22 protein-coding genes and 2 pseudogenes are annotated in these 24,342 nt (G+C 65.4%); 8 read left to right on the forward strand and 16 right to left on the reverse strand.

The genetic code is table 11. The features are described 5' to 3' along the window. Positions 1-71: 71 nt before the first annotated feature. Positions 72-1,982, reverse strand: a complete 1,911-nt coding sequence (locus tag MSIMFI_RS20725) for a serine/threonine-protein kinase PknD (protein ID WP_191498924.1) — start codon at positions 1,980-1,982, stop codon at positions 72-74. A gap of 126 nt (positions 1,983-2,108) precedes the next feature. Here MSIMFI_RS20725 and MSIMFI_RS20730 point away from each other — a divergent pair. Further along, positions 2,109-2,354, forward strand: a pseudogene (locus MSIMFI_RS20730) (hypothetical protein); the annotation flags it as partial. 142 nt (positions 2,355-2,496) lie between these two features. Continuing rightward, the gene (locus tag MSIMFI_RS20735) at positions 2,497-3,045 is read left to right on the forward strand and encodes an anti-apoptotic protein (RefSeq protein WP_191498925.1); all 549 of its coding nucleotides are present in this window, start codon (positions 2,497-2,499) and stop codon (positions 3,043-3,045) included. 7 nt (positions 3,046-3,052) lie between these two features. Here the strand turns inward: MSIMFI_RS20735 and MSIMFI_RS20740 are convergent, their stop codons facing one another. Both MSIMFI_RS20740 and MSIMFI_RS20745 read right to left on the reverse strand, forming a co-directional pair. Beyond that, positions 3,053-3,904, reverse strand: coding sequence for an SDR family NAD(P)-dependent oxidoreductase (locus MSIMFI_RS20740; protein ID WP_191498926.1), 852 nt, complete (start codon positions 3,902-3,904; stop codon positions 3,053-3,055). A gap of 4 nt (positions 3,905-3,908) precedes the next feature. Then, positions 3,909-4,697, reverse strand: a complete 789-nt coding sequence (locus tag MSIMFI_RS20745) for a TetR/AcrR family transcriptional regulator (RefSeq protein WP_191498927.1) — start codon at positions 4,695-4,697, stop codon at positions 3,909-3,911. A gap of 123 nt (positions 4,698-4,820) precedes the next feature. On the opposite strand from MSIMFI_RS20745, the pseudogene MSIMFI_RS20750 reads away from it, so the two are divergent. Further along, positions 4,821-5,516: pseudogene (locus MSIMFI_RS20750) on the forward strand (DUF899 domain-containing protein); the annotation flags it as partial. Positions 5,517-6,001: 485 nt separating this feature from the next. Here the strand turns inward: MSIMFI_RS20750 and MSIMFI_RS20755 are convergent. Next, positions 6,002-6,739 (reverse strand): acyltransferase, encoded by a 738-nt coding sequence (locus MSIMFI_RS20755; RefSeq protein WP_191498928.1) that lies wholly within the window; start codon positions 6,737-6,739, stop codon positions 6,002-6,004. A gap of 75 nt (positions 6,740-6,814) precedes the next feature. Here MSIMFI_RS20755 and MSIMFI_RS20760 point away from each other — a divergent pair, with 75 nt between their 5' ends. Beyond that, on the forward strand, positions 6,815-8,155 hold the full coding sequence (locus MSIMFI_RS20760; protein WP_191498929.1) for an outer membrane protein assembly factor BamB family protein: 1,341 nt from the start codon (positions 6,815-6,817) through the stop codon (positions 8,153-8,155). A 239-nt stretch (positions 8,156-8,394) separates the two neighbouring features. Here MSIMFI_RS20760 and MSIMFI_RS20765 read toward each other — a convergent pair whose 3' ends face one another. The 8 genes from MSIMFI_RS20765 to ctaD all read right to left on the reverse strand — a co-directional run bounded on the left by MSIMFI_RS20765 (position 8,395) and on the right by ctaD (position 16,920). Then, positions 8,395-9,078, reverse strand: a complete 684-nt coding sequence (locus MSIMFI_RS20765; protein ID WP_191498930.1) for an esterase — start codon at positions 9,076-9,078, stop codon at positions 8,395-8,397. Between the two features lie 54 nt (positions 9,079-9,132). After that, entirely contained in the window at positions 9,133-10,356 is a 1,224-nt protein-coding gene (locus tag MSIMFI_RS20770) for a class I SAM-dependent methyltransferase (protein ID WP_191499106.1), read from the reverse strand. Positions 10,357-10,364: 8 nt separating this feature from the next. Continuing rightward, positions 10,365-11,348, reverse strand: coding sequence for a class I SAM-dependent methyltransferase (locus MSIMFI_RS20775; protein ID WP_191498931.1), 984 nt, complete (start codon positions 11,346-11,348; stop codon positions 10,365-10,367). A gap of 10 nt (positions 11,349-11,358) precedes the next feature. After that, positions 11,359-12,111 (reverse strand): enoyl-CoA hydratase, encoded by a 753-nt coding sequence (locus MSIMFI_RS20780; RefSeq protein WP_191498932.1) that lies wholly within the window; start codon positions 12,109-12,111, stop codon positions 11,359-11,361. An 8-nt stretch (positions 12,112-12,119) separates the two neighbouring features. After that, positions 12,120-12,974: an NUDIX hydrolase gene (locus MSIMFI_RS20785; protein ID WP_186242187.1), complete on the reverse strand. Its 855-nt coding sequence runs from the start codon at positions 12,972-12,974 to the stop codon at positions 12,120-12,122. Continuing rightward, entirely contained in the window at positions 12,971-13,831 is an 861-nt protein-coding gene (locus tag MSIMFI_RS20790; RefSeq protein ID WP_191499107.1) for an ABC transporter ATP-binding protein, read from the reverse strand. The genes MSIMFI_RS20785 and MSIMFI_RS20790 overlap by 4 nt, the downstream gene beginning before the upstream one ends. 82 nt (positions 13,832-13,913) lie before the next feature. Continuing rightward, entirely contained in the window at positions 13,914-15,149 is a 1,236-nt protein-coding gene (gene serB / locus MSIMFI_RS20795) for a phosphoserine phosphatase SerB (protein WP_186242186.1), read from the reverse strand. Positions 15,150-15,174: 25 nt separating this feature from the next. After that, the gene (gene ctaD / locus MSIMFI_RS20800) at positions 15,175-16,920 is read right to left on the reverse strand and encodes an aa3-type cytochrome oxidase subunit I (RefSeq protein ID WP_191498933.1); all 1,746 of its coding nucleotides are present in this window, start codon (positions 16,918-16,920) and stop codon (positions 15,175-15,177) included. 309 nt (positions 16,921-17,229) lie between these two features. Between ctaD and MSIMFI_RS20805 the strand changes: the two genes are divergently transcribed. Together MSIMFI_RS20805 and MSIMFI_RS20810 are read left to right on the forward strand one after the other, a co-directional pair. Then, positions 17,230-18,309, forward strand: a complete 1,080-nt coding sequence (locus MSIMFI_RS20805; protein WP_191499108.1) for an iron-siderophore ABC transporter substrate-binding protein — start codon at positions 17,230-17,232, stop codon at positions 18,307-18,309. 27 nt (positions 18,310-18,336) lie between these two features. Continuing rightward, entirely contained in the window at positions 18,337-19,377 is a 1,041-nt protein-coding gene (locus tag MSIMFI_RS20810) for an NAD(P)-dependent alcohol dehydrogenase (RefSeq protein ID WP_191498934.1), read from the forward strand. Here the strand turns inward: MSIMFI_RS20810 and MSIMFI_RS20815 are convergent. The 3 genes from MSIMFI_RS20815 to MSIMFI_RS20825 all read right to left on the reverse strand — a co-directional run bounded on the left by MSIMFI_RS20815 (position 19,366) and on the right by MSIMFI_RS20825 (position 21,598). Beyond that, entirely contained in the window at positions 19,366-19,758 is a 393-nt protein-coding gene (locus tag MSIMFI_RS20815) for a DUF3349 domain-containing protein (protein ID WP_191499109.1), read from the reverse strand. The genes MSIMFI_RS20810 and MSIMFI_RS20815 overlap by 12 nt on opposite strands. A gap of 109 nt (positions 19,759-19,867) precedes the next feature. Beyond that, positions 19,868-20,842 (reverse strand): class 1b ribonucleoside-diphosphate reductase subunit beta, encoded by a 975-nt coding sequence (gene nrdF, locus MSIMFI_RS20820; RefSeq protein ID WP_191498935.1) that lies wholly within the window; start codon positions 20,840-20,842, stop codon positions 19,868-19,870. Between the two features lie 111 nt (positions 20,843-20,953). Beyond that, positions 20,954-21,598, reverse strand: a complete 645-nt coding sequence (locus MSIMFI_RS20825; protein ID WP_191498936.1) for a TIGR03085 family metal-binding protein — start codon at positions 21,596-21,598, stop codon at positions 20,954-20,956. 48 nt (positions 21,599-21,646) lie between these two features. Between MSIMFI_RS20825 and MSIMFI_RS20830 the strand changes: the two genes are divergently transcribed. Continuing rightward, positions 21,647-22,093, forward strand: coding sequence for an SRPBCC family protein (locus tag MSIMFI_RS20830; RefSeq protein WP_186242182.1), 447 nt, complete (start codon positions 21,647-21,649; stop codon positions 22,091-22,093). Then, positions 22,077-22,637: a helix-turn-helix domain-containing protein gene (locus MSIMFI_RS20835; protein WP_191498937.1), complete on the forward strand. Its 561-nt coding sequence runs from the start codon at positions 22,077-22,079 to the stop codon at positions 22,635-22,637. Before MSIMFI_RS20830 ends, MSIMFI_RS20835 begins: the two co-directional genes overlap by 17 nt. Here the strand turns inward: MSIMFI_RS20835 and MSIMFI_RS20840 are convergent. Then, the gene (locus tag MSIMFI_RS20840; RefSeq protein WP_191498938.1) at positions 22,605-24,194 is read right to left on the reverse strand and encodes a flavin-containing monooxygenase; all 1,590 of its coding nucleotides are present in this window, start codon (positions 24,192-24,194) and stop codon (positions 22,605-22,607) included. The genes MSIMFI_RS20835 and MSIMFI_RS20840 overlap by 33 nt on opposite strands. Between the last annotated feature and the right edge of the window lie 148 nt (positions 24,195-24,342).

The raw sequence follows: 24,342 nt of genomic DNA on the forward strand, positions 1-24,342 counted from the left end.
TCTGGGCGGGACCGACGGTGGTGCCTCGCGGCGGTTGGCGGCCGGGTCCGGCCCCCCGGATGTTGACCCGGTCACTGTTGCAGTTTGACGACCCGGTTGTTGTGGAAGTCGGCGACGTAGACCGCATGCGTGTTGTCGACGGCGACACCGGTAGGGTTGTAGAGCCCGGTGAACGGCAACACGGTCTGCTGGCTGGACCTGACGTCGAACTTCACGATCCGATTGTTGGCGGTGTCGGCGACATAGACCGCACCCGCGCTGTCGACAGCGACACCTTCGGGACTGTCGAGGCCTGTGAACGGCAGCACGGTCTGCTGGGTGGATCCGGCGTCGAGCTTCACGATCCGATTGTTGTCGGTGTCGGCGGCGTAGACGGCACCCGCGCGGTCGACCGCGACACCTTCAGGAGTGTTGAGACCGGTGAATGGCAACACCGTCTGCTCACTGGATCCGGCAGCCAGCCTAACCACCCGAGACTTCCTCTCCACGACGTCGGCGACATAGGCGTCCCCCCGATCGTCGACTGCGACACCCCCAGGGGCGTTCAGGCCGGAGAACGGCAACACCGTCTGCTCACCGGAGCCGGCAGCCAGCTTGAGTATCCGAGACTTGCCGATGCTGCCGATGGCGGCGTAGTCAGAGACATAGACGGCACCTTGACCATCGACCGCGACATCCCCAGGACCGTTTAAGCCGGAGAACGGCAATACCGTCTGGTGGGTGGATCCGGGCGTCAGCATGACCACCCGATCATTGCCGGAGTCCGCGACATAGACGGCACCCGTCCCGTCGACCGCGACACCCTCGGGGATGCTGAGGCCAACAAATGGCAGCACCGTCTGCAACACGGAAGCCGATGGCTGCGACACCGACCCGGACGCCGACGGTTGCTGGCGCCGGGTGCTCAGGACGACGGTGACCATGGCGATCACCACAAACAACGTCACAGCCAGGGCGGTCAGGACCACGGCAGTGCGGTGCCGGCGGTGTGCAGACCACACCCAGGCGGCCCGGCCGCCCGGCGGGCGCTGACTCCGGGCGGGCACCAGGCTGCTGGAGCGGGCCTGGATGCCATGTGAGGGCGTCAACGTGGGCTGCGGCTCGAGAGCCGTAGCGGTAGCCCCCGCCAGTGTCGGTGGTGGGGCCGCTGGCGGCACGGTGGTGAGGGCGGCGCGCGCTGCGGCGGCGAGGTCGACGGTGCTGTGGTAGCGCACGGAGGGATCTTTTGCCATCCCCATGGCGATGACCTCGTCCATCTCAGCGGGTATACCCGCCGGATCGTGCGCGGAAGGTTTCGGGGGTGCGTCCACCATGTGGGCCAGAGCGACCTGTTCGAGAGTTTCACCGGGGAAAGGCGGCTGGCCGGTGAGGCACTGATACAGCACGCAGGTCAGGGCGTAGATATCCGAACTGGGTTCGATTTGGCCCTCGCGGAATCGTTCGGGGGCCATGTAGGCCCAGGTGCCGACGGTAACGCCGGTGGACGTCAGACCCGTCTCCCCGGCAGCCCGCGCGATACCGAAGTCGATCAGGTAGGTGAAGTCGTCCTCGGTGAGCAAGATGTTGGATGGTTTGACGTCGCGGTGCACCAATCCTTCCGCATGGGCGGCAGCCAGCGCTTCAGCGACCTGCTCGACGATCCCGACCGCCCGCTGGGGCCGTAGCGGCCCGGCGCCCAGCACAGTCTGCAGGTCCTGTCCCTTGATCACCGGCATGGTCACGAACAACCGCCCGTCGACTTCACCAATCTCGAATATCGCCACCACGTGGCGTTGGTTGAGGCTCGCAGCCTTGTGCGCTTCACGCCGGAACCGCTCCCGGTATTCCGGATCGTCCGCATAGTTGGCAGGCAGGACCTTCAGCGCCACGGTCCGTCCGATCAATGTGTCATAGGCCCGCCAGACCTCACCCATGCCGCCACGGCCCAACAACTCGACCAGGCGGTAACGCCCGAACGGCGTTCCCTCGCCGTCGCTATCCATTTCGCCCCTCCGCCCGGTCGAGTGAGGACATTTGCCCGGAACTCGAACCCTAGAAGCTTAGGTCGGCCCACGGGACGGCAAGCCCGGTATCTGCCAAGCAGCGACGATAGTAGGAGGGTCCGGCACGTGCGGTGTGTGTCCCGCGATCCTCGGCTGGTCCCACTCCGGTTGCCGTTTCGGTGGCCGGCCAGCCAGGGCGTGACGCTGACCGACGACGGCCGTTTCGTTGCCCGCTATGGGCCCTTTCGCGCCGAGGCCCCACTGTCTCATGTGCGCGACGCACGTATCACTGGCCAATACCGATGGTGGACGGCGGTAGGCCCTCGATTGTCGATGGTCGATGGCCGCGCGCACGGGTGCGACCTAGCTTCGACCTTGCTCCGGCGTGCCGGACAATCCTGTCGCACGCCTCCGAACCGCCAACCCGCTGGCGTTTAGCGGATTCGGCTTCGAACAAGCTGGTTGGCGTGTCATTATCAGCCGATTCACAGCTGTCAGAAGCGCAGGAGGCGATATGGCTCACTCGATCGTTCGGACGTTAGTCGTCGCAGGTGCCGCTGTCGGCCTGATGGCCAGCGCCGGCGCCTGCTCATGTTCGATCGGAACCTCGTCGTCGCACTCGGTAAGCAAGAGCGATGTCGCCAGCCAGATCACCGCCAAGATGACCGACGCCGCCGGCAACAAGCCCGATTCGGTGACGTGTCCGGGCGACCTTCCGGCTAAGGTCGGCGCACAGCTGAACTGCGAGATGAAGGTCAAGGACGCCACCTATAACGTCAACGTCACCGTGACCAGCGTCAACGGCAACGACGTCAAGTTCGACATGGTCGAGACCGTCGACAAGAACCAGGTCGCCAGCATCATCAGCGACAAGCTGACCCAGCAGGTGGGCCAGCGGCCCGATGCGGTGACCTGCCCCGACAATTTGAAAGGCGTCGAGGGTGCGACCCTGCGCTGCCAGCTCACCGACGGCAGCAAGAAGTACGGCATCAATGTAACCGTCACCAGCGTCGATGCCGGCGATGTCAACTTCGACTTCAAGGTCGATGACCATCCCGAATAAACGGGCACTAGACGTCGCCCAAGCCGCTCATGCGATGGATGATGCGGTCGAATTGCCGATCCGATAACACGCGGCGCAGCAACAGCATTCGCTTCGCACCGGCCCCAACGGGGTACCGGGTGCGCGGTTTCTTGCTCGTTAGCGCGTGCAGCACGGCGTCGGCCACGACATCGGGCTTGGATCCTTGCGCCGCGTGCGTGCTGATCGCCTCGGCGGTCGCGGCGAGCTGCCCACCGTAACGGGACCGGCCCTCCTGGGGCAGTGACCGGATCACGTCGTCGGTATCCCGTTCCAGCTTTCCGCGCATATCGGTGGCGACGAAACCGGGTTCGATCACCGATACCCCAACTCCGAGCTGGCCGAACTCGAGGCGCAGCACATCGCTCAGACCTTCCAATCCGTGCTTGGCCGCGACATACGGGGCCATCAGCGGCACCCCGGCCTTGCCTGCCCCTGATGTGACGTTGACTACCCTGCCCCCGCCACGAACCAGCAGCGGCAGAAATGCCTTCGTAACAGCGAGCGGCCCAACAAGATTCACCTCGAGCTGACGGCGGAACGCGTCCAACGCGAGGTACTCCACCGGACACGGCAACGTGGTTCCAGCGTTATTGACCAGGCCCGCGAATCCGGCGTCACCGACCGCATCGGCGACGAGCTTCGCCGCCGCACCGATGGAGCTCTCTTCCGTCACATCGAGGAACACCGGTGTCAGATTCTCAGACGCGGAGGCTCGCAGCACTTCGCCATCGTCTTTCTTACGAACCCCTGCAAAGACCCGAAACCCGTTGCGGTCAAGCGCAAGTGCGCTGGCGCGCCCGATTCCCCTCGAAGCGCCGGTGATGACGACTGCCTTCATTTGTTCACTCCCTTGAAGTGCTGGTGGCGTTGCAGAATGCCGAGGCCATCGCATCGATCACCGTCTCCCTCGCCGGCACCGACGCACCCGCGGCGGCAAGCCGGCTCCGCGCCAACAAGTGGACGCTGATCGGCCCGATCAGTAGCGGCACCAACAGCGACAGGGGCAAGTCGACACAGTGGCCGACCTTGATCTGCTCTTGTAGCCAACCGCCGACCGTCGCGGTGATCCGCGGCAACACACGATCGCGAAAGAAGTGACTGCCAATCCCGTTGGGCCTGGCGAGGATTTCGGAGAACAGCGCCTCAAGTACGGCGGTATCGTCGGCTACCACGTCGAAGATCGCCGTATAGATCGCGCGCACTCCGGTGTCCAAGTCGGCGAACCGCTGCGGCTGAGTCGACAGCAACCGCTCGACGACGGGCAGCGGCGCGTGCCGCTGGAAAACCGCATCGAGCATCCCTTCACGCCCGCCGAATGCCGTGTACAAAGACGTCACCGCACAGCCCACCCGGCGTGCCACGCCCTCCACAGTGAGCGCCCCAACGCCGTCGGCGACGATCACCTCCGTCGCTGCGGCGATTGCCCGCTCACGGACGCCGACGCGGCTGCCCGGATCGCCACCGGCAGCGCGCACCGCGTCGTTCAGGGCGTCGCGGCTGCGGACCCGGCGATAGATCGTCGAGCGGGAAACGCCGGCACGGCGAGCGATCCGATCCAGCGACAGTTCCGCGACCGGTGTCCCGGTCTCCTCGGCCTCGGCCATTGCCGCATGGACGATCGCGCTGTCCATACTTCATGACACTATGGACTATGTTGCCTTGCGTCAAGTGTCAGCGGATTTCTAACGATGAGTTCTGCAGGCGCAACCGGTCATACCGTTGAGAACGGAAAATCGATCGTAAAGGTGGATCGCATGTCCCCCAACAACACGGCCTTGCCGCCAATCGTCGATAACCAAACCTGGCGCGCAGCGCTTGAAGACCTACGCAAGCGCGAAAAAGCCGCCACCCGCGAGCTGGACGCGATCGCCGCCCAGCGCCGCCAGCTGCCGATGGTCAAGTTGCCCGACTACACCCTGATCGGCGCCGACGGCCCCATTCGCCTCGTCGACGTGCTTAACGGCCGCTCGCAGCTCATCGTCTACCACCACATGTGGACCGACGGCGCGGAGTGGCAGTGCGGCGGGTGCACCGGCTTCACGTCACAGTTCACCCGGCTGGACTTTCTCGACAACTACGACGCTCGCTTCGTCATCGTCACCAACGGACCGATCGACGAGGCCCTGGCCTACAAGCGCAAGGTCGGCAACCGGATGGATTGGTACTCGTCATCGCAGAGTTCGTTCGGCGCCGACATGGACGCGCCGCCCGGCGGGGGCTTCGGGGTCAACGTCTTTCTGCGCGACGGTGACACCGTGTACCGCACGTGGCACACGAATGGACGGGGTACCGAGCAGCTCAGCCACTCGTTCGGCCTAATCGACATATTGCCCTGGGGCCGCCAGGAGGAATGGCTCGATTCGCCTGAAGGGTGGCCCTCGCGGCCTACCTACTCGGGATGGCTGGACTCTCCCGACATCGCCGCGGCCTACGGGCCCGGGAACGAGGAAGGACAGCAACGCATGACCACAGCCACCGAGAGCTACGCGGCCACCCGCACCATCGCCGCGACGCCGCATGAGATTTTCGCCGTCCTGGCCAACCCCACCCGGCACCGCGACACCGAGCCCACCGACTGGGTCCGCGACGCGGTGGACACCGCACCCATCACCGGCACCGGGCAGATGTTCGCGATGAACATGTTCCTCGACCGGGCCGGTGGTCACTACGTCATGTACAACGTGGTCAACGTGTTCGACGAGGATCGTGCCATCGGATGGGCACCGGGCACGCTGGACGACACGGGCAAGCACTCTCCCGGTGGTTGGTTCTGGCGCTACGACCTCGCTCCTAACGGGGACCGCACGGACGTCACCCTCACCTACGACTGGAGCGGAACGCCGCAGGATTTCCGCGAGCGGGTGGGCGGGATGCCCGTTTTTCCGAAGGGCTACCTCGCCGAGTCGCTGGCGACCCTCGAGCAATCCGTTACTGGTTAGTGGGCGGCCTTCTTGCGTTCGATATCGGCCAGGGCGGCGGCCAGTTCGGCGCGCTGTGCGGCCGAGGTTTCCCAGGACAGTTGCCGGTTCTTGATCACCTTGGCCGGGGCGCCGACCGCGATCGAATAATCCGGGATGACGCCGCGGACCACGGCGTGTGAGCCCAGCACGCAGCCCCGCCCGATCGACGTGCCGCGCAGCACCGTCACCTTCACTCCCACCCAGGTGTCGGGTCCGATCCGCACCGGGCTCTTGACGATCCCCTGATCCTTGATCGGCAGCGTGATGTCGTCCATCCGGTGGTCGAAATCGCAGACGTAGCACCAGTCGGCCATCAACGCCGAGTCCCCGAGCTCGATGTCGAGGTAGCAGTTGATGACGTTGTCGCGGCCCAACACCACCTTGTCGCCAAACCGCAGCGAGCCCTCGTGCGCGCGGATGGTGTTCTTGTCGCCGATGTGCACCCAACGGCCGATCTCCAACTGCGCCAGTTCGGGCGTGCAGTGGATCTCCACGCCCTTGCCGAGGAACACCATGCCGCGAGTGATGATGTGCGGGTTGGCGAGCTTGAACTTCAGCAACCGGTAGTACCGCACCAGGTACCACGGGGTGTACGCGTGGTTGCGCAGCACCCATTTCAACGACGCGAGTGTGAGGAACTTGGCTTGGCGTGGGTCCCGCAGCCGCGAGCCACGCCAGCGCCGATGCAGCGGCGCGCCCCACATGCTCGTCATGGCCCGAAAGCCTACGGTAAGCCCCGCAACTGCCTCCGGTTACCCTCAGCTGTACTCGATCCCCGAAAGGAGCAGATGGACCAGAAAGGACGTAGCACCCTGCGACAAGATCAGGTGCTTGCCCGACGTCTGCTGGCGGCCGTTTTTGCAGCTGCGCTCGCGGTGGCGCTCGCTGGTTGCGGCAACACCGACTCATGGGTTGACGCCGCACCCGCGCCAGGTTGGCCGGCGCAATACGGCGACGCCGCCAACAGCAGCTACACCACGACCACCGGTGCCACCAAGCTCAACCTGCAATGGACACGATCGGTCAAGGGAAGCCTGGCGGCCGGCCCAGCTCTGACTCCACGCGGTTATCTCGCACTCAACGCGCAGACCCCGGCCGGATGCTCGCTGATGGAGTGGGAGAACAACGACAACGGCCGGCAGCGCTGGTGTGTTCGGCTGATCCAGGGCGGGGGCTTCGCCGGTCCGCTGTTCGATGGCTTCGACAACCTCTACGTCGGGCAGCCGGGCGCGATCGTCGCCTTCCCGGTCACCCAATGGACCCGCTGGCGGCAACCGGTGATCGGGATGCCCACAACGCCGCGGTTCCTGGGACACGGCCAACTGCTGGTAACCACGCACCTGGGACAGGTGCTGGTTTTCGACGCGCACCGCGGCATGTCGGTCGGCACCGCGCTTGATCTGGTGGAGGGCATCAATCCCACCGACGCGACGCGCGGTTTAGCCGATTGCGCGCCGGCTCGACCGGGCTGCCCGGTTGCGGCGGCCCCCGCGTTCTCGGCGGCCAGCGAGACCGTGGTGATCGGCGTCTGGCAGCCCGGCGCTGCCGCCGCCGGGTTGGTGGGATTGAAGTACCACCCGGGACAGAGTCCACTGCTGGTCCGCGAGTGGGCCAGCGACGCCGTCACCGGCGGTGTCATTGCCAGTCCGGTGCTGTCCGCGGATGGAAAGACCGTCTACGTCAATGGTCGAGACCAACGGCTGTGGGCGCTCAATGCCGCCGACGGGAAAGCGAAATGGTCTGTGCCACTTAACTTTCTGGCGCAGACACCACCGACGGTCACGCACGAGGGCCTGATCGTCTCCGGCGGCGGGCCCGACACCAGGCTGACGGCGTTTCGGGACGCCGGTGACCACGCCGAACCGGCCTGGCGCCGCGATGACGTCACTCCGCTGTCCACGTCGAGCCTGGCCGGCACCGGCGTGGGCTACACGGTGATCGGCGGACCGCCCCACGAAGCCGGGCCCGGCTTGTCGTTACTGGTCTTCGATCCGGCCAATGGCCATACGCTGAACAGCTATCCACTACCGGCGGCCACCGGATATCCCGTCGGGGTGGCGGTAAGCACCGACGGCCGCGTGGTGACCGCCACCAGCGACGGCCAGGTGTACAGTTTCGCGCCGGCTTAGTGCCGATCGCAAGCGCGGCGCTAGCGCCGGGCGCGGCGGGTCGGCACCATCAGCCTTAGTGCCGATCGGAAGCGCGGCGCTAGCGCCGGGCGCGGCGGGTCGGCACCATCAGCCTTAGTGCCGATCGCAAGCGCGGCGCTAGCGCCGGGCGCAGCGGGTCGGCACCATCAGCCTTAGTGCCGATCGCAAGCGCGGCGCTAGCGCCGGGCGCAGCGGGTCGGCACCATCAGCCTTAAGACTCAGATGGCAAGAGGCGGGATCGCGCTGCGCGGCACCTGAGCCTGGGTAGGCCCGACAAATGATGGCAGCAGCTCACCCTGAGCAAAGTAGAAAATGAGCTGGTCATCAGTGATGGCAAAGTTCTGGTAGTTGGACGGGTCCCGACCGGCGCCAGGCGAAATCGCCAGCGCTAGCCCCGTCTGACGTCCCAGCTCCCGCTGCACGATCGGGAAGATGGTGTCCAGCGGGGCGGCGCCGGGCGCAAACAGGTTGTCGAAGGTGATGGGCTGCTTGGAGCCGAGGTTGTAATTGAAGGCCTTGTACCAGGTGGACGGATGTGCCCCACCGAGGTCCTGGAAAAACTTGAGCACCACGCTGCGGGTGTTGTGCGGTGGCTGCCCAGCGCTGTGTTGTTCCGTGGTTGCTTCCATCTGATAGGGCTGGTCGCGCCGCCCGGACCCCTGCGCGACGTTGACGAACCCGTCGCGGTTTTGCGTGATGTAGTCGGTCAGTGCCTGCTGGTCGGGGTAGTCGACGGGAAATGTCATGTCCAGCATGTACGTGGCGCCGGAGGCGTGCAGATGGCACATCTGAGACGCCTCGATGGTGGCGCCCAAGCTTGCACATGACGGCGGCGCGGCGGCTGCCGGACAACCCACCAGGACCGCAGGAGCCAGCACTGCGGCCGCTATGAAATAACGCATATGTCGAATTGTCCTCGCAAACCAAAGAAGGCGTGTGACACCAAGTCAGTTGCATTAGTAATCGCCGTCAGCGTACCCGGGCGTTACTCCGAGGGATCGGCAGACGAATGCCGTCGCCCGACTGGCAGCACCGGAGCCGATGCGGGCAATGACCACCGCCAGCGGTCGGCTTCCTCTTAACCGCAGCCTCCGGCGCAGCATGTCAGGATCAACTCCGACACCGCGGACCAGGATCTCCAGCGCTCCGCAGTCCAGACGTGTCAGGGCCTGACGCAGCCGCCGCTCGTCGAATGCCAGCTGCTCGACCACTTCAAAGCCGCGCTCCCCGGGCGGTAATCGGTCACCGGATAAGTAGGCGATTTCGGGATCCAGTTGCCATAGCCCGTGCCGGGCACCGTAGTGGCGTACCAGGCCGGCGCGGACGATGGCTCCGTCGGGATCGAGGATCCATCGCCCGGCGGGCCGCACCTGGCAGTCGTCGGGCTCCGCTGAGGTGATCTGAGTGACCTTGCCCCCGCGATCGAGAACGCTGGCACGTCGGCGCACACCCCGCTCGGCCAATCCCGCAGACCACAGACACGCCTCCCGGACCGAACCGCAGTATGACGTCACCTCGATCTCGCCGTCGAAACCGAGCCGACCTAAATGATCGAAATCTATTCCGGGAGAACACTTTACGACCAGATCACGGCCACGGTAGGTGTCCAGCAGCGAGCCGAGGCCGGGCTGGTAGTCGGCCGGATTGAAGCGTCGCCGCCCACTGCTGCGACGCGCCGGATCGACGACAACGGCGGCGTCGCGGGTGACCGGATGCAGGGCGTCGGCGCGGCACAGGTCGACCCCTCCATCAGGGGCGCCCAGGTTGTGCCGCGCCATCTTCAGCCGCACGGGATCGATGTCACTGCCAACAGCACGGGATACCGTCGAGCGCAGTGCAGCCAATTCGGTGCCGATAGAACAGGTCACGTCATGCACGACAAGACCGGCGAGTCGCCTCGCCCTGTGCCGGGCCACCGACGCCGCGGTGGCTTGTTGCAGAGCCTCGTCGGTGAATAGCCAATCCGAGATGTTGCCCAGGCCGGCCAGCTTGTCCGCGGCGCGGCGCCGCAGCAGGGTCGTCTCCACCAGAATCGCCGCCCGCGCGCCGAATCGGGCACCCACCGCTGCCGTATCGGCGACCCGGGTGGCGTCGGTCAGAGGTAGCTCAGCGACCTCCTGAAGCGCCGCGGCACCCGATTCCGACCGCAGGTAACCGACGTCATCGAGAGTGAAGCGCAGACCACCGCTCAGGAGGGCTTAACCCCGGTGACCATCACGTTGTAGAACCAGCCCTTCGGCGTGAGGTGTCGCCACACGTTGGCGTCCACCCAGCTCAGCGCCTTCCAGCCGGTGAACGCGAACCGCGCCCAGCCCCAGCCCAGTCGTTCGGGCGGCACCGCACATTCAAACGTGCGCATTGGCCAGCCGAACATGGCGGCGGTGAACTCCTCGGTGACGGTCTCGACCTGCGCCGCGCCCGCGTTGGTCGCCATCCGCTCAAGATCCTCAGGTGTGAATGTATGCAGGTCGACGAGTGCCTCCAGCGCCGCGGCGCGCGAGGACTCGTCGAGCTCGGCCTGCGGGCGCCGCCAGCCGCCCAGACCGGGCAATTTGGTGGCGTTGGTGACGACCCGCCAGGTCAGCGTGGACAACGTGCGGGCATATCCGTCGCCGACGGTGGTCGGTTCGCCTGCAAACACGAACCGGCCGCCCGGCTTCAGTACCCGGATCACCTCACGCAGCGATAGCTCCACGTCGGGAATGTGATGCAGCACGGCATGCCCGACCACCAGGTCGAAGGTGTTGTCGTCATATGGGATGCCTTCGGCGTCGGCCACTCGGCCGTCGATGTCCAGCCCCAGCGACTGCCCGTTTCGGGTAGCGACCTTGACCATGCCGGGCGAGAGGTCAGTGACCGAGCCACGACGCGCCACCCCGGCCTGGATCAGGTTGAGCAGGAAGAAACCGGTGCCGCAGCCGAGTTCCAGGGCGCGGTCATAAGGCAGTTCCCGGATGACCTCGTCGGGCACTATGGCGTCAAAACGGCCGCGGGCGTAGTCGACGCAGCGCTGGTCGTACGAGATTGACCACTTCTCGTCGTAGCTTTCGGCTTCCCAGTCGTGGTAGAGCACCTGGGCGAGTTTGCTGTCGTGTCGCGCGGCTTCCACCTGCTCCGCGGTGGCATGCGGGTTGGGAGCCGCGTCAGCGCGGATTTCCGTACTCCTCGTCATGCAGGGCAGCCTAACCGGCGTCCGCATCTCCCCTGTCGCCAGCTCGGAACACCTCGACATACCGGCGACGCTCGGTGGCGAGCCGCTCTGCCGGTTCCAATTGAAAGACATCGTCGATGCCGGCCTTGGCGGCGGCCAGCGCGTACGACGGGCCGTCCAGGAAACGCCGCGCCCACTCCGCTGCGGCGTCGTATACGTCGTCGGGGGCCACCATCTCGTCGATCAGACCCAGCGCAATGGCCTCCTCGGCATCGAAAAAGCGTCCGCTGAACACCAGTTCCTTGGCCTTGCTCGCGCCCGCCGCGCGCGTCAGCCGGGCCATTCCCCCACCACCGGGGATGAGGCCCGCCAGGATCTCAGTCGCGCCGAATTTCACGTTGTCGCCGCTGATCCGCCAGTCGGCTGCCAACGCCAGGGTGAGGCCGGCGCCCAGCGCGTATCCGGTGATGGCGGCCACGGTCGGTTTCGGAATCGCCGCGACGGCGTCGACGGCTTCCTGCCGTACCCGGGCCGCGATCTCTGCCTCCGCTGCATTCAGCGTCCGCAGTTCGGGCATATCGTCGCCGGCGGAAAAGATCTCGCGACCACCGAACAAGATCACTGCGGCGACGTCGTCGCGGCGCCCCAGTTCGTCAGCCGCGACGACGATTTCGCGGTAGACCTGACGGGTCATCACGTTCGTGGGCGGCCGCGACAACAGCAACATCGCCAGGCCGGCATCCTGCGTGCCGTCGCTGACCACGACGCTGACAAACTCACTCACCGAAGCCGTCATAGCGGCCAACCGGTGGACCCGCCCGATATCCGAGCCTGGTTGTAGCGGTCGGAGTCGAAGAACTCGATTTCCCAGTTTTCGCCCTTTTGCGCCAGGTGTGGCTGCACCGGAACGATTTGGCGTTCCACGGCGAGCACCTCGGCGACAGTGTGGCCGGCCAGCGCGTCCAGCTGCGTCCAGGTCGGCGGCAGCAGGAAATTGCGGCCGGCCGCGAAATCGTCGATGGCGTGCTGCGGCAATATCCAATCGGCACGGTCGGACTCGGTGTTCTCGCCGTCGGCCCGCTGACCTTCCGGTAGTGCTCCCACAAAGAAGTAGGTGTCGTAGCGGCGGGTCAGCTCGGCTTCCGGGGTGACCCAGTTGGCCCACGGCCGTAGCAGATCGGATCGCAGCACCAGACGTTCGCGTCGCAAGAAGTCCGCGAAGGACAGTGAACGGTCCGCGAGCGCGGCGCGGGCGTCGCCGTATACCGAGGCGTCGCGGACAATACTGTTCGATGCCGAATGGGCCTGGTCGGCCGGGCCGGCAAACAGCACCCCCGACTCCTCGAAGGTCTCGCGGGCCGCGGCGCAGACCAACGCCTCAGCCAGGTCGGGTTCGATGCCGAAACGCTGCGCCCACCACAACGGCGACGGGCCGGCCCAGGCCCCCAGCCGCCCCAAGTCGGCGTTGCGGTCGCGGTCGTCGACACCGCCACCGGGAAAGACCATTACGCCGGCGGCGAAGTCCATGGCCGAGTGCCGGCGCATCAGGAACACGGAAAGCCCGGCCCCCGAGCCGGCCTCGGCGTCGCGGACCAGCATGACGGTCGCGGCCGGCCGGGGCGCCAGGGGCTCGCGGGGTGTACTCATATCTGCCTCCGATGGGCTGCGCGGGTGCGAACCCGCCGGGCGAAATATCGCCCGTCGACGACATCCAGCGCGATCGACTGGCCGAACGCGGTGGACAGATTTTCGGCGGTCAGCACATCGGGCAACAGACCCGCCGCAACCACCCGCGCCTCCGACAGCAGCATGCAGTGGCTAAAGCCCGGCGGAACCTCCTCGACGTGGTGGGTGACCAGCACCAGCGCGGGCGCGTCGGGGTCGGCCGCAAGATCGCCCAGCCGCGCCACCAATTCCTCTCGTCCGCCCAGATCCAGTCCCGCGGCGGGTTCGTCGAGCAGCAGCAGCTCCGGATCGGTCATCAAGGCACGGGCGATCAGCACCCGTTTGCGCTCACCTTCGGACAACGTCCCGTAGGTGCGATCGGCCAGGTGCTCGGCGCCAAGGCTTTCCAGCATGTCGATCGCCCGGCGGTAGTCGACGTCCTCGTAGCGCTCCCGCCATCGGCCCAGCACCGCGTAGCCGGCCGATACGACGAGGTCGCGGACCACCTCATCGCTGGGCACTCGTTGCGCCAGGGCCGAGGAACTCAGCCCGATGCGCGCCCGCAGCTCCGAGACATCGACTCGGCCCAGCCGTTCGCCGAGCACGAAGGCGACGCCCGTCGACGGGTGCTCGGTTGCCGCGGCGATACGCAGCAGCGTGGTCTTGCCGGCACCGTTGGGGCCGATGACGACCCACCGTTCGTCGAGTTCGACGGCCCAATCCAGCGGGCCTACCAGAACCCGCCCGTTGCGGCGCAGCGACACGTTTTTGAAGTCGATCAGCAGGTCGGGTTCGGCTTCGGGGGGGCCGGTTTCGGGCACCCGACCATCGTGCCGTATGCCCCGCGAGCAGACGCAAAAGCCCCCATTTTGGGTCAAAATTGGGGGCTTTTGCGTCTGCTCGCGCAACCTACTCAGCCAACTAGTCGGCCGGGATTTCGACGCGGCGCAGCACGCCGTCGGCCGCGTCCGCGGCCTCGATCTCCCCGCGTGTGACGCCCAACAGGAACAGCACCGTGTCCAGGTACGGATGACTCAACGACGCGTCGGCCACCTCACGCAACGCCGGCTTGGCGTTGAACGCGATTCCCAGGCCGGCGGCGGTCAGCATGTCGATGTCATTGGCGCCGTCGCCGACGGCGACGGTCTGCTCCAGCGGCACCCCGTACTGGTCGGCGAAAGCGCGTAGGGCCTTGGCTTTGCCGGGCCGATCGACGATCGTTCCGACGACCCGGCCGGTCAATATGCCATCAACGATCTCCAGTTCGTTGGCAGCGACGAAGTCCAGCATCAGCTCCCGCGCGAGCGGTTCGATGATCCGCCGGAAGCCGCCGGAGACCACACCGCAGCGAAAACCCAAGCGCCGCAACGTGCGTATCGTGGTCCGAGCACCGGGCATCAGTTCGAGCTGGGCGGCGACGTCGTCGATTACCGTGGCGGGCAGCCCCGCCAGGGTGGCAACACGGCGCTCCAGTGACTCCGCGAAATCCAGCTCACCACGCATCGCGGCCTCGGTGATCGCCGCGACGGCTCCCTGGGCACCCGCCCGGGCGGCGAGCATCTCGATGACCTCGCCCTGGACCAGGGTGGAATCGACGTCGAACACGATGAGCCGCTTGGTGCGCCAGGCCAAGCTGTAGTCCTCGACTGCCACGTCGACATGCTCGTCGACGGCCACCTTGGTCAGGGCGGTCTGTAATAACCCGTCGACTCCGGGTGGCACCGAGACCCGTAATTCCAGGCCGGTGACCGGATAATCGGAGATCCCGCGGATGAAGTCGATGTTTACGCCCAGCTCGGCAACTTCCCTGGCCACCGCGCCGAAGGCGCGGGCGGTAATCGGCCGGCCCAGCACGAAAATGGTGTGCGTCGACGGTTCCCGGATGATCGGCAGGTCGTTGCTCCGCTCGATCGTGACGTCGAGCCCCTTACCGTGGATTGCGGCCTCCACGTCGCCGCGCAGTGCGGTGCCGTCGGCGACCTCCAGCGCGCAGGACACCAGCACACCGAGCGTGAGCCGGCCCCGGATTACCACCTGCTCGACGTTGAGAAGCTCGACTCCGTGCCGTGACAGCACCTCAAACAGCGCCGACGTGACACCTGGCTGGTCTACTCCGGTGACCGTGATGAGCACCGAGACCTTGGGTGACGTGCTCACCCGGGACTACCGCCTACTAAGGCCATCAGGTGCGGACGCTGACGTCGTCTGCTCTGGTGACGTCGTCGTCCTTCGGGGGGTGGGCTCGCCCGACATGTGCTTCGGCGCGAAGCCGTTCGACCATGTGCGGGTAGTGCAACTCGAACGCCGGACGCTCCGAGCGGATGCGCGGCAGCTCGGTGAAGTTGTGCCGCGGCGGCGGGCAGCTGGTCGCCCACTCGAGCGAGTTGCCGTAGCCCCAGGGGTCGTCGACGGTGACCACCTCGCCGTAGCGCCAACTCTTGAAGACGTTCCATACGAATGGGAACATCGACGCGCCCAGGATGAATGCCCCGATCGTGGATACGACGTTCAGCGCCTGGAAGCCGTCGGTCGGCAAGTAGTCGGCATAACGGCGCGGCATGCCTTCGTCGCCCAACCAGTGCTGCACCAAGAACGTGGTGTGAAAACCGATGAACGTCAACCAGAAGTGCAGCTTGCCCAGCCGCTCGTCGAGCAGCCGGCCGGTCATCTTCGGGAACCAGAAGTAAATGCCGGCGAAGGTCGAGAACACGATGGTGCCGAACAGCACGTAGTGGAAATGGGCGACGACGAAGTAACTGTCGGTGACGTGGAAGTCCAGCGGCGGGCTGGCCAGCAGGACACCGGTCAGACCGCCCAACAGGAAGGTGACCGCGAAGCCGACCGAAAACAGCATCGGCGTCTCAAAAGTCAACTGGCCCTTCCACATAGTGCCGACCCAGTTGAAGAACTTGATCCCGGTCGGCACCGCGATCAAATACGTCATGAACGAGAAGAACGGCAGCAGCACGGCACCCGTGGCGAACATGTGGTGCGCCCACACCGCTACCGACAACGCGGCGATCGACAGCGTCGCGTAGACCAGCGTGGTGTAGCCGAAGATCGGCTTGCGGGAGAACACCGGGAAAATCTCCGAGACGATCCCGAAGAACGGCAGGGCGATGATGTAGACCTCGGGGTGTCCGAAAAACCAGAACAGGTGCTGCCACAACAGCACTCCGCCGTTGGCGGAGTCGTAGATGTGGGCACCGAGGTGGCGGTCGGCGGCCAATCCGAACAGCGCCGCGGTCAGCAGCGGGAACGCGATCAGCACCAGAATGGACGTCACCAGGATGTTCCAGGTGAAGATCGGCATCCGGAACATTGTCATCCCGGGTGCGCGCATGCAGACCACAGTGGTGATCATGTTGACCGCGCCGAGGATGGTGCCCAAACCCGCGACGATCAAGCCCATGATCCACAGGTCGCCGCCCGCACCCGGGGAATGGATGGCGTCGGTCAACGGCGTGTAGGCGGTCCAGCCGAAGTCGGCGGCCCCGCCCGGGGTTATGAAACCCGCCATCCCCATCGTGGCGCCGAACACGAACAACCAGAACGAGAAGGCGTTCAGTCGCGGGAAGGCCACGTCGGGCGCGCCGATCTGCAGCGGCAGCACCAGGTTGGCGAAGCCGAACACGATCGGAGTGGCATAGAACAGCAGCATGATCGTGCCATGCATGGTGAACAGCTGGTTGAACTGCTCATTGGACAAGAACTGCAAGCCAGGCGAGGCCAACTCGGTACGCATCAGTAACGCCAGCAGCCCGCCGATGAAGAAGAAGATGAAGCAGGCGACGCAGTACATGATGCCGATCAACTTGTGATCGGTGGTCGTGATCAGCTTGTAGACGAGGTTGCCTTTGGGACCAGTGCGGGCCGGGTACGGACGAACGGCCTCGAGTTGTCCCAACGGGGGCGCTTCGGCTGTCAACAGCTCCTCCAAACATCCATCCCGGACCGGGCGGCACTACCCATTAATGATGAGGATCTTAGCCCGCGATCAGGTTGGCGGCAGGCCTGGTCCTACAAACTGTCGTAATTGGCTTGACGCCCTGATGGCGTCGACTGTGCGCACTGGGCGTTGACTGTGCGGCCAGGGCGGGCCAATCGCGAAATTTGCCACCCCACATACACCCTCAAAGCCGCCTGAACATACTCGATGCGCAGCGACGGGCGTCATCCCGTGTCGCCGGGCGTGAACTGGCCGGATGCTACCGTCGGACGCGTGCAATTCGGCGCGATGCGACCCATCGTTACGGCCGCCTCGCTAGTAGCGGCAATCGCGATGTGCAGCGGTTGCGGCTCCGATCACGCGCCCAGCAAGGCGTCGCTGTCGGTGATCACCCCCACCACCCAGATCGCGGGCGCAGGCGTGCTGGGAAACGACCGCAAGCCGGATCAGTCGTGTGCGCGCGACGCGGCCGCCGCCGATCCCGGACCGCCCACCAGGACGGCGCATAACGCGGCGGGAGTCAACCCGGATGTCGCCCAAGTGCCGGCCGACCCGCAGCGCATCGTGGTGCTCTCCAGTGATCAGCTCGACGCGTTGTGCGCGCTTGGCCTGCAATCTCGGGTTGTGGCCGCCGCGATGCCGGACGGCGCCTCGACCCAACCCTCCTACCTGGGCAAAAGCCTGCACGACGTGCCCGGCGTCGGCATCCGCAGCAATCCCGACCTGAAGGCCATCGCGGCGGCTCACCCGGACCTGATCCTGGGCTCGGTGGCGTTTACGCCGAAGCTGTACCCGCAGCTGGCGGCGATCGCCCCCACGGTGTTCACGGCGGCGCCGGGTGCGGCGTGGGAGGACAACCTGCGTGGTGTCGGGGCCGCAACAGCCCGTGGCGGCGCTGTGGAGGCATTGCTCAAGGGATTCGCTCAACGGGCCAGCGACGTCGGAGCCAAGCATGACGCGGCCCACTTCCAGGCATCGATTGTGCAACTGACCACGAACACCCTGCGTGTCTACGGCGCCAACAACTTTCCAGCCAGCGTGGTCTCGGCGGTCGGGGTGGACCGGCCCGCGTCGCAGCGATTCACCGACAAGCCCTACATCGAATTCGGCACCACGGACGCCGATCTCGCGAACACACCCGATTTCTCGGCAGCCGACGCCGACATTGTCTACGTGTCCTGCGCGTCCGCCGCAGCCGCCGAGCGCGCGGCAGCCGTCCTCGATAGCGACCCCTGGCGCAAGTTGTCGGCCAACCGCGATAACAGGGTCTTCGTGGTAAACGACGAGATCTGGCAGACCGGTGAGGGCCTGGTCGCCGCGCGTGGCATCGTCGACGACCTGCGCTGGATCAACGCCCCCATCAACTGATTCCGACGGCGAGCTAGGCTTTTTGCCATGAGTACGGTTTCCGCATACGCCGCCACCTCAGCAACCGAGCCGTTAACCAGGATCACGATCACCCGCCGCGACCCAGGACCGCCCGATGTCGCGATCGACATCAAGTTCGCCGGAATCTGCCACTCCGACATCCATACCGTGAAAGCCGAGTGGGGCCAACCGATTTACCCAGTGGTGCCCGGCCATGAGATCGCCGGCGTGGTGAGCGCCGTGGGTTCCGAGGTGAGCAAGTACAAGGTGGGCGATCATGTCGGCGTGGGCTGCTTCGTGGACTCCTGCCGTGAATGCAGCAGCTGTCTTCGTGGGATCGAGCAGTACTGCAAACCGGGCGCGAACTTCACCTACAACTCGATTGGCAAAGACGGCCAGCCGACCCAGGGTGGCTACAGCGAAGCGATTGTCGTCGACGAGAACTACGTACTGCGCATACCAGACTCGCTGCCGCTGGACGCCGCGGCGCCGCTGCTGTGTGCGGGCATCACGTTGTATTCGCCACTGCGCCACTGGAACGCCGGGCAGGACACCCGCGTGGCGATCATTGGCTTGGGCGGACTCGGGCACATGGGCGTCAAGCTCGGCGCGGCGCTGGGCGCCGACGTGACGGTGCTGTCGCAGTCGCTGAAGAAGATGGAAGACGGCCTGCGCCTGGGGGCCAGCAAGTACTATGCGACCGCCGACCCCGAGACCTTCCGCAAGTTGCGCGGCAGCTTCGACCTGATCCTGAACACGGTCTCAGCGAACCTCGATCTCGGCCAGTACCTGAACCTGCTTGATGTCGACGGCACACTGGTCGAACTGGGCATTCCCGAGCATCCCATGCCGGTTCCGGCGTTCGCGCTGGCGTTGATGCGCCGCAGCCTATCCGGCTCCAACATCGGTGGGATCGCCGAGACGCAGGAGATGCTGAATTTCTGCGCCGAACACGGCGTGATGCCCGAAATCGAAGTCATCACAGCGGATTACATCAACGAAGCCTACGAGCGCGTGCTTGCCAGCGACGTGCGCTACCGCTTCGTGATCGACACCTCAAGCTTGTGAGGCAGCGGCCTCGGCCGCTTCCCCATGCTCATCGCCGGGCTCAACCTCACTGACATCAACACCGGCCAGCGGCCAGCCGGCAGCCGCCAGGGTGCTGGCCACTCGGGTGATGTTCTCCGGTCCGGCGTTGTAATGCGTTACCTCCGAGATGAATTCGGCAATCTCATCGCGGTCGATCACACCATCGGCGGTGGCCGGTGAACCGTTCGCGGTGATGTTGTGAACGACCTCCCTGATTTGGTCCTCCGTTAACGGGGTGCTGCGCAGCAGGGCCAGCAGCGCGACTCGGTCGGGCCCCGGAACGCCTTCGGGGTAACCGATCTGCAGCCAGCGCACCACTGCACGGAGAAAAGCGGTCGGAGAGAACGTCGGTTTCGCCAGTTTCGCCACGCCACCAGTGTCATTGCAGTCGCGTCACCTACGCCACCGCGGGAGCACGCAAAACGGACAATTCATGAGCCGTTCATGGCCCGAACATGTGCACGCGTTTCTAGAAGTCCCAGTCCTCGTCCTCGGTGACGACGGCCTTGCCGATGACGTACGACGAGCCGGAGCCGGAGAAGAAGTCGTGGTTCTCGTCGGCGTTGGGTGACAGCGCCGAAAGGATCGCCGGGTTCACGTCGGTCTCGTCCCGGGGGAACAGCGCCTCGTAGCCGAGATTCATCAACGCCTTGTTTGCGTTGTAGCGCAAGAACTTCTTGACGTCCTCGGTCAGCCCGACCTCGTCGTAGAGGTCCTGGGTGTACTCAACCTCGTTGTCGTACAGCTCGAAAAGCAGCTCGTAGGTGTAGTCCTTGAGCTCGGCGCGCTTGACCTCGTCGACCAGCGCCAGGCCGCGCTGGAACTTGTAGCCGATGTAGTAACCGTGAACGGCCTCGTCGCGGATGATCAGCCGGATCATGTCGGCGGTGTTGGTCAGCTTGGCCCGGCTCGACCAGTACATCGGCAGGTAGAAGCCCGAGTAGAACAGGAAGCTTTCCAGCAGCGTGGAGGCCACCTTGCGCTTGAGCGGTTCGTCGCCCCGGTAGTACTCGAGCACGATCTCGGCCTTGCGCTGCAGGTTGGGGTTCTCCTCCGACCAGCGGAACGCGTCGTCGATCTCGGCGGTCGAGCACAGGGGGGAAAAGATCTGGCTGTAGCTCTTCGCGTGCACCGACTCCATGAACGCGATGTTTGTGTACACCGCCTCCTCATGCGGGGTCAGCGCATCAGGGATCAGGCTTACCGCGCCAACGGTGCCCTGGATGGTGTCCAGCATGGTCAGGCCGGTGAAGACCCGCATCGTCAGCTGCTTCTCGCCGGCGGTCAGCGTGCCCCACGAGGGGATGTCGTTGGACACCGGCACCTTCTCGGGCAGCCAGAAATTGCCCGTCAGCCGGTCCCAGACTTCAGCATCTTTCTCGTCTTGCAGCCGGTTCCAGTTGATCGCCGAGACTCGATCGATCAGCTTTGCGTTTCCAGTCACCAGGGCCCCACTTCACCAGGACGATAAGTTGCCGTATTAGGCCTCAAACACTACTCCTGGGGGCCGACACGCCGACGCAACACAAGAAGTTGTGTTTAGCGTGTCGCGACCTTACATACCGAAGTGCGTCCTATGCACCGCCGCGACGGCCTCCGGTGGTCCGCTCACGTCGACCTGCGCTGCCGACTGGCGTCCGAAGAGGTATAGCAGGAGTTCGCCCGGAAGGCCGCTGAGTCGAGCCGTCGGATCGCTCGGTTTAGCCGTGACCCGCTCACCTGTTCCGGTCCACTCAATCTCGAGCCCACAACCGTCCAGCCGCCTACTCAGGAAGCGACAGCCGCGACGAACGTTTCGCCACAAGGCGCCGTCCATTGCTGGTGTCAGGTTGCGGGGTTCGCGTCCGTTGGCCCTACGAACGTCCTCGTGATGAACAAAGAACTCGTTGAGATTTGCCAGCGCACGCACCCACCCGATCCGGAAGAACCCGATGGGCGGACCGGACCGGATCCGCCCGACGAGCCACGAAAAGTCCTCGCTCCGGGCCAATCTGGCTCTACGCCGTTCGGCGAAACGTTGGAAGGGGCCGGGCAGCACGATGCACGGGCCGGCAACCGGATCGTGTTCTCGCAACACGAGGTGAGCAGCGAGATCGTGAGCGGTCCAACCCTCCAGGAGCGTGGGAGCGGACGGGCCGAGTTCGTCGAGCAGGTCACAAAACTCAAGGCGCTCTTGTGCGTCTAGCCAAACATCGGCCATGCCACCGGAGTCTATCCATGCCCGAACCAATCATGTACCATTTGGTACATGATTACCGAGGACAGTGTCGAGATCGATGCGCCACCGCAACTGGTATGGGAGGTCTTCAGCGACGTCGAGCGCTGGCCCGAGTGGACGGCCTCGGTGACGTCCCTGGCGGCGGTGGACGGACCCGGCCTCGCGGTCGGCAAACGGTTTGCCATCAAGCAGCCCCGCATGTCGAAGCTGGTGTGGCAGGTCACCGAGATCGACCCGGGCTCGTCCTGGACGTGGGTGCAGCGCGCTCCCGGCGCAACGACGAGCGCTCGCCACGATGTGATCGCCCAACCGGGCGGTCGCACCTTGGTGCGCCAGCGGCTCGACCAGAACGGCGTACTTGGCGCGCTTGTCGGGCGGCTCATGGGATCGATGACCAAGCGCTACCTCAAACTCGAGGCCCAAGGCCTCAAGGCCCGGTCTGAGCAGCTCAGCCGCGCCAATGGCTCGCACCCCTGACACCGAACGGCGCCGGCAGCTACTCGACGCGCTCGTCGACGAGTTCGCGGCGGGCGGCGTCGGTGACCGGTCGCTACGCGACGTGGCCGCCGCGGTCGGCACCAGTCATCGAATGCTGCTGCACCACTGCGGGTCTCGAGAGGATCTGCTAGTGGCGATCGTGGCGGAAGTCGAGCGTCGCCAGATGACCCTGCTGCCCCATTTGCCCACGAGTCCGGCCGAGAGCTTCTCCGTCATGTGGGCCGACGTTCGCCGACGGGAGCTGCGCCAGCTGGAACGGCTCTTCTTCGAGTGTTACGCCCGCGCCGCCCAGGGCGAAAAGCCTTTCGTCGCAATGGTTCCCGGCGCCGTCAACGGCTGGCTTGCGGAGGTCCAGACCGTCGCCGGCGGTCCAGTCGACCTCGCCATGGCGAGGCTCGGGCTGGCTGTCATCCGCGGCCTGTTGCTGGATCTTGTCGCCACCGACGACGAGGCCGGCGTTGATGCGGCCGCCAACGCCTTCGCAGAGCTGCTAGGCCGACACCGCCCGACGCTTGGCGCGTGAGCTCTTACCCAGGCCAAAGAACTGGTACTCCGCCGGCTTGACCGAGCGGGTTTCCCGCCAGTACTGCCAGGTGTAACCGCCCCACAGCACGGTGTTCTTGCCGTGCTCGTCGAGATACCAGCTGCTGCAGCCGCCGGTGTTCCACACCGAGTCGGCAAGCTTGCGTTGCAGCTCATCGTTGAACCGGTCCTGGGCCTCCCGGGTCGGCGCCAGTGCCTGCGCGCCCATCTTGTCGCATTTCGCGATCGCGTCGACGACGTAGCGGATCTGCGATTCGATCATGAACACCACGGAGTTGTGGCCCAGCCCGGTGTTGGGGCCTAGCAGGAAGAACAGGTTGGGCACATCGGCGACGGTGATCCCGCGATGCGCAGCGATGCCCTCGCGGTTCCACCGGTCCACCAGGTCCTCGCCGTGCTGCCCCTTGACCTGGACGTAGGTGTAGGAATCGGTGACGTGGAAGCCGGTGGCGTACACGATGACGTCTACTTTTCTTTGGGCCTCCCGGCCCTGGCCGTCGGCGGTGACGATGCCGTCGCGCGTGATTCGGGCGATGCCGTCCGTGATCAGCTCGGTCTTGGGGTCGGCAACCGCACCGTAGTAGGTGGAGGAGTTCAAGATTCGCTTGCAACCAATGCGGTACTTCGGGGTTAGTTTGCGGCGCAGCTCACGGTCTCGCACCGACCGCCAGATGTTCCACTTGCAGTACGCCTCAATAAATTTCAGCGCATTGGGGCGCTTGGTCATGCCGAACGCCAGCGCCTCCTGCGCCCAGTAGATCACCAGGCGCACCAGCGCGCGCAGCCCGGGGATGGTTTCCATCGCCGCCCGCAGCGGCCGCGGGATCTCGGGGTTGGAGCGCGGCACGACCCACGGCGGAGTGCGTTGGTAGAGCTGAAGTTCGGCGACTTTCCCGACGATCTCGGGCACGATCTGGATCGCGCTGGCGCCGGTACCGATGATCGCCACGCGCTTGCCGGTGAGGTCGACGCTGTGGTCCCACTCCGCGGAATGGAAAGCGCGACCCCCGGCATCCGCGAATTCGTTGCGGCCCTCGATGTCGGGGAAGGACGGAATGTGCAACGCGCCGGCCCCCGACACCAGGAACTGCGCGACGTATTCACGCCCGTCGGCGGTGAACACATGCCAGCGGTATTCGTCGTCGTCCCAGTAGGCGCGATCGACCAGGGAGTTGAACTCGATGTAGCGGCGCAGCCCGTACTTCTCGGTGACGCCCTTGAGGTAGTCCCAGATCTCGGGCTGGTAGGAGAACGGGTTCTTCCAGTCCGGCTTGGGCTCGAACGAGAACGAGTAGAGGTGCGACGGGATGTCGCAGGCGCAGCCGGGATAGCTGTTGTCGCGCCAGGTGCCGCCGACGTCGTCGGCCTTCTCCAGGATCACGAAGTCTTGGCCGGAGAAGCCCTGCTGCTGAAGCGCGATGGCCATGCCCAGACCGGAGAATCCCGTCCCAATGATGACGGCGCGAGTATGTATCGGCGGCCGGTCCGGCTTGGACTCGTCGACCGCTTCGGTAGCCGGGGTCACGACATTGGTCATGGTAGGTAGGTCTTTCCTATTGAGGTCTGTATGAGTCGGCGCCGCTGAGGAGGTAGGCGCCTAGGCATATACCCAGTAAATACCCAGTACCCAGGGTATCGGATATGAGTGAGTGTTACCGATAGCCGCGGTGATGTCAACGGCGCCG

The organism is Mycobacterium simulans, assembly GCF_900232995.1.
Lineage (GTDB): Bacteria > Actinomycetota > Actinomycetes > Mycobacteriales > Mycobacteriaceae > Mycobacterium > Mycobacterium simulans.

Bases quoted from the DNA above. Each gene is read 5' to 3' on its own strand.
- MSIMFI_RS20840 (WP_191498938.1), bottom strand. From the start codon at position 24,194: ATGACCAATGTCGTGACCCCGGCTACCGAAGCGGTCGACGAGTCCAAG.
- MSIMFI_RS20765 (WP_191498930.1), bottom strand. From the start codon at position 9,078: ATGCGTTATTTCATAGCGGCCGCAGTGCTGGCTCCTGCGGTCCTGGTG.
- MSIMFI_RS20760 (WP_191498929.1), top strand. From the start codon at position 6,815: ATGGACCAGAAAGGACGTAGCACCCTGCGACAAGATCAGGTGCTTGCC.
- MSIMFI_RS20735 (WP_191498925.1), top strand. From the start codon at position 2,497: ATGGCTCACTCGATCGTTCGGACGTTAGTCGTCGCAGGTGCCGCTGTC.
- MSIMFI_RS20745 (WP_191498927.1), bottom strand. From the start codon at position 4,697: ATGGACAGCGCGATCGTCCATGCGGCAATGGCCGAGGCCGAGGAGACC.
- MSIMFI_RS20785 (WP_186242187.1), bottom strand. From the start codon at position 12,974: ATGAGTACACCCCGCGAGCCCCTGGCGCCCCGGCCGGCCGCGACCGTC.
- MSIMFI_RS20725 (WP_191498924.1), bottom strand. From the start codon at position 1,982: ATGGATAGCGACGGCGAGGGAACGCCGTTCGGGCGTTACCGCCTGGTC.
- MSIMFI_RS20810 (WP_191498934.1), top strand. From the start codon at position 18,337: ATGAGTACGGTTTCCGCATACGCCGCCACCTCAGCAACCGAGCCGTTA.
- MSIMFI_RS20755 (WP_191498928.1), bottom strand. From the start codon at position 6,739: ATGACGAGCATGTGGGGCGCGCCGCTGCATCGGCGCTGGCGTGGCTCG.
- MSIMFI_RS20835 (WP_191498937.1), top strand. From the start codon at position 22,077: ATGGCTCGCACCCCTGACACCGAACGGCGCCGGCAGCTACTCGACGCG.
- MSIMFI_RS20830 (WP_186242182.1), top strand. From the start codon at position 21,647: ATGATTACCGAGGACAGTGTCGAGATCGATGCGCCACCGCAACTGGTA.
- MSIMFI_RS20740 (WP_191498926.1), bottom strand. From the start codon at position 3,904: ATGAAGGCAGTCGTCATCACCGGCGCTTCGAGGGGAATCGGGCGCGCC.
- MSIMFI_RS20775 (WP_191498931.1), bottom strand. From the start codon at position 11,348: ATGACGAGGAGTACGGAAATCCGCGCTGACGCGGCTCCCAACCCGCAT.
- MSIMFI_RS20805 (WP_191499108.1), top strand. From the start codon at position 17,230: ATGCGACCCATCGTTACGGCCGCCTCGCTAGTAGCGGCAATCGCGATG.
- MSIMFI_RS20825 (WP_191498936.1), bottom strand. From the start codon at position 21,598: ATGGCCGATGTTTGGCTAGACGCACAAGAGCGCCTTGAGTTTTGTGAC.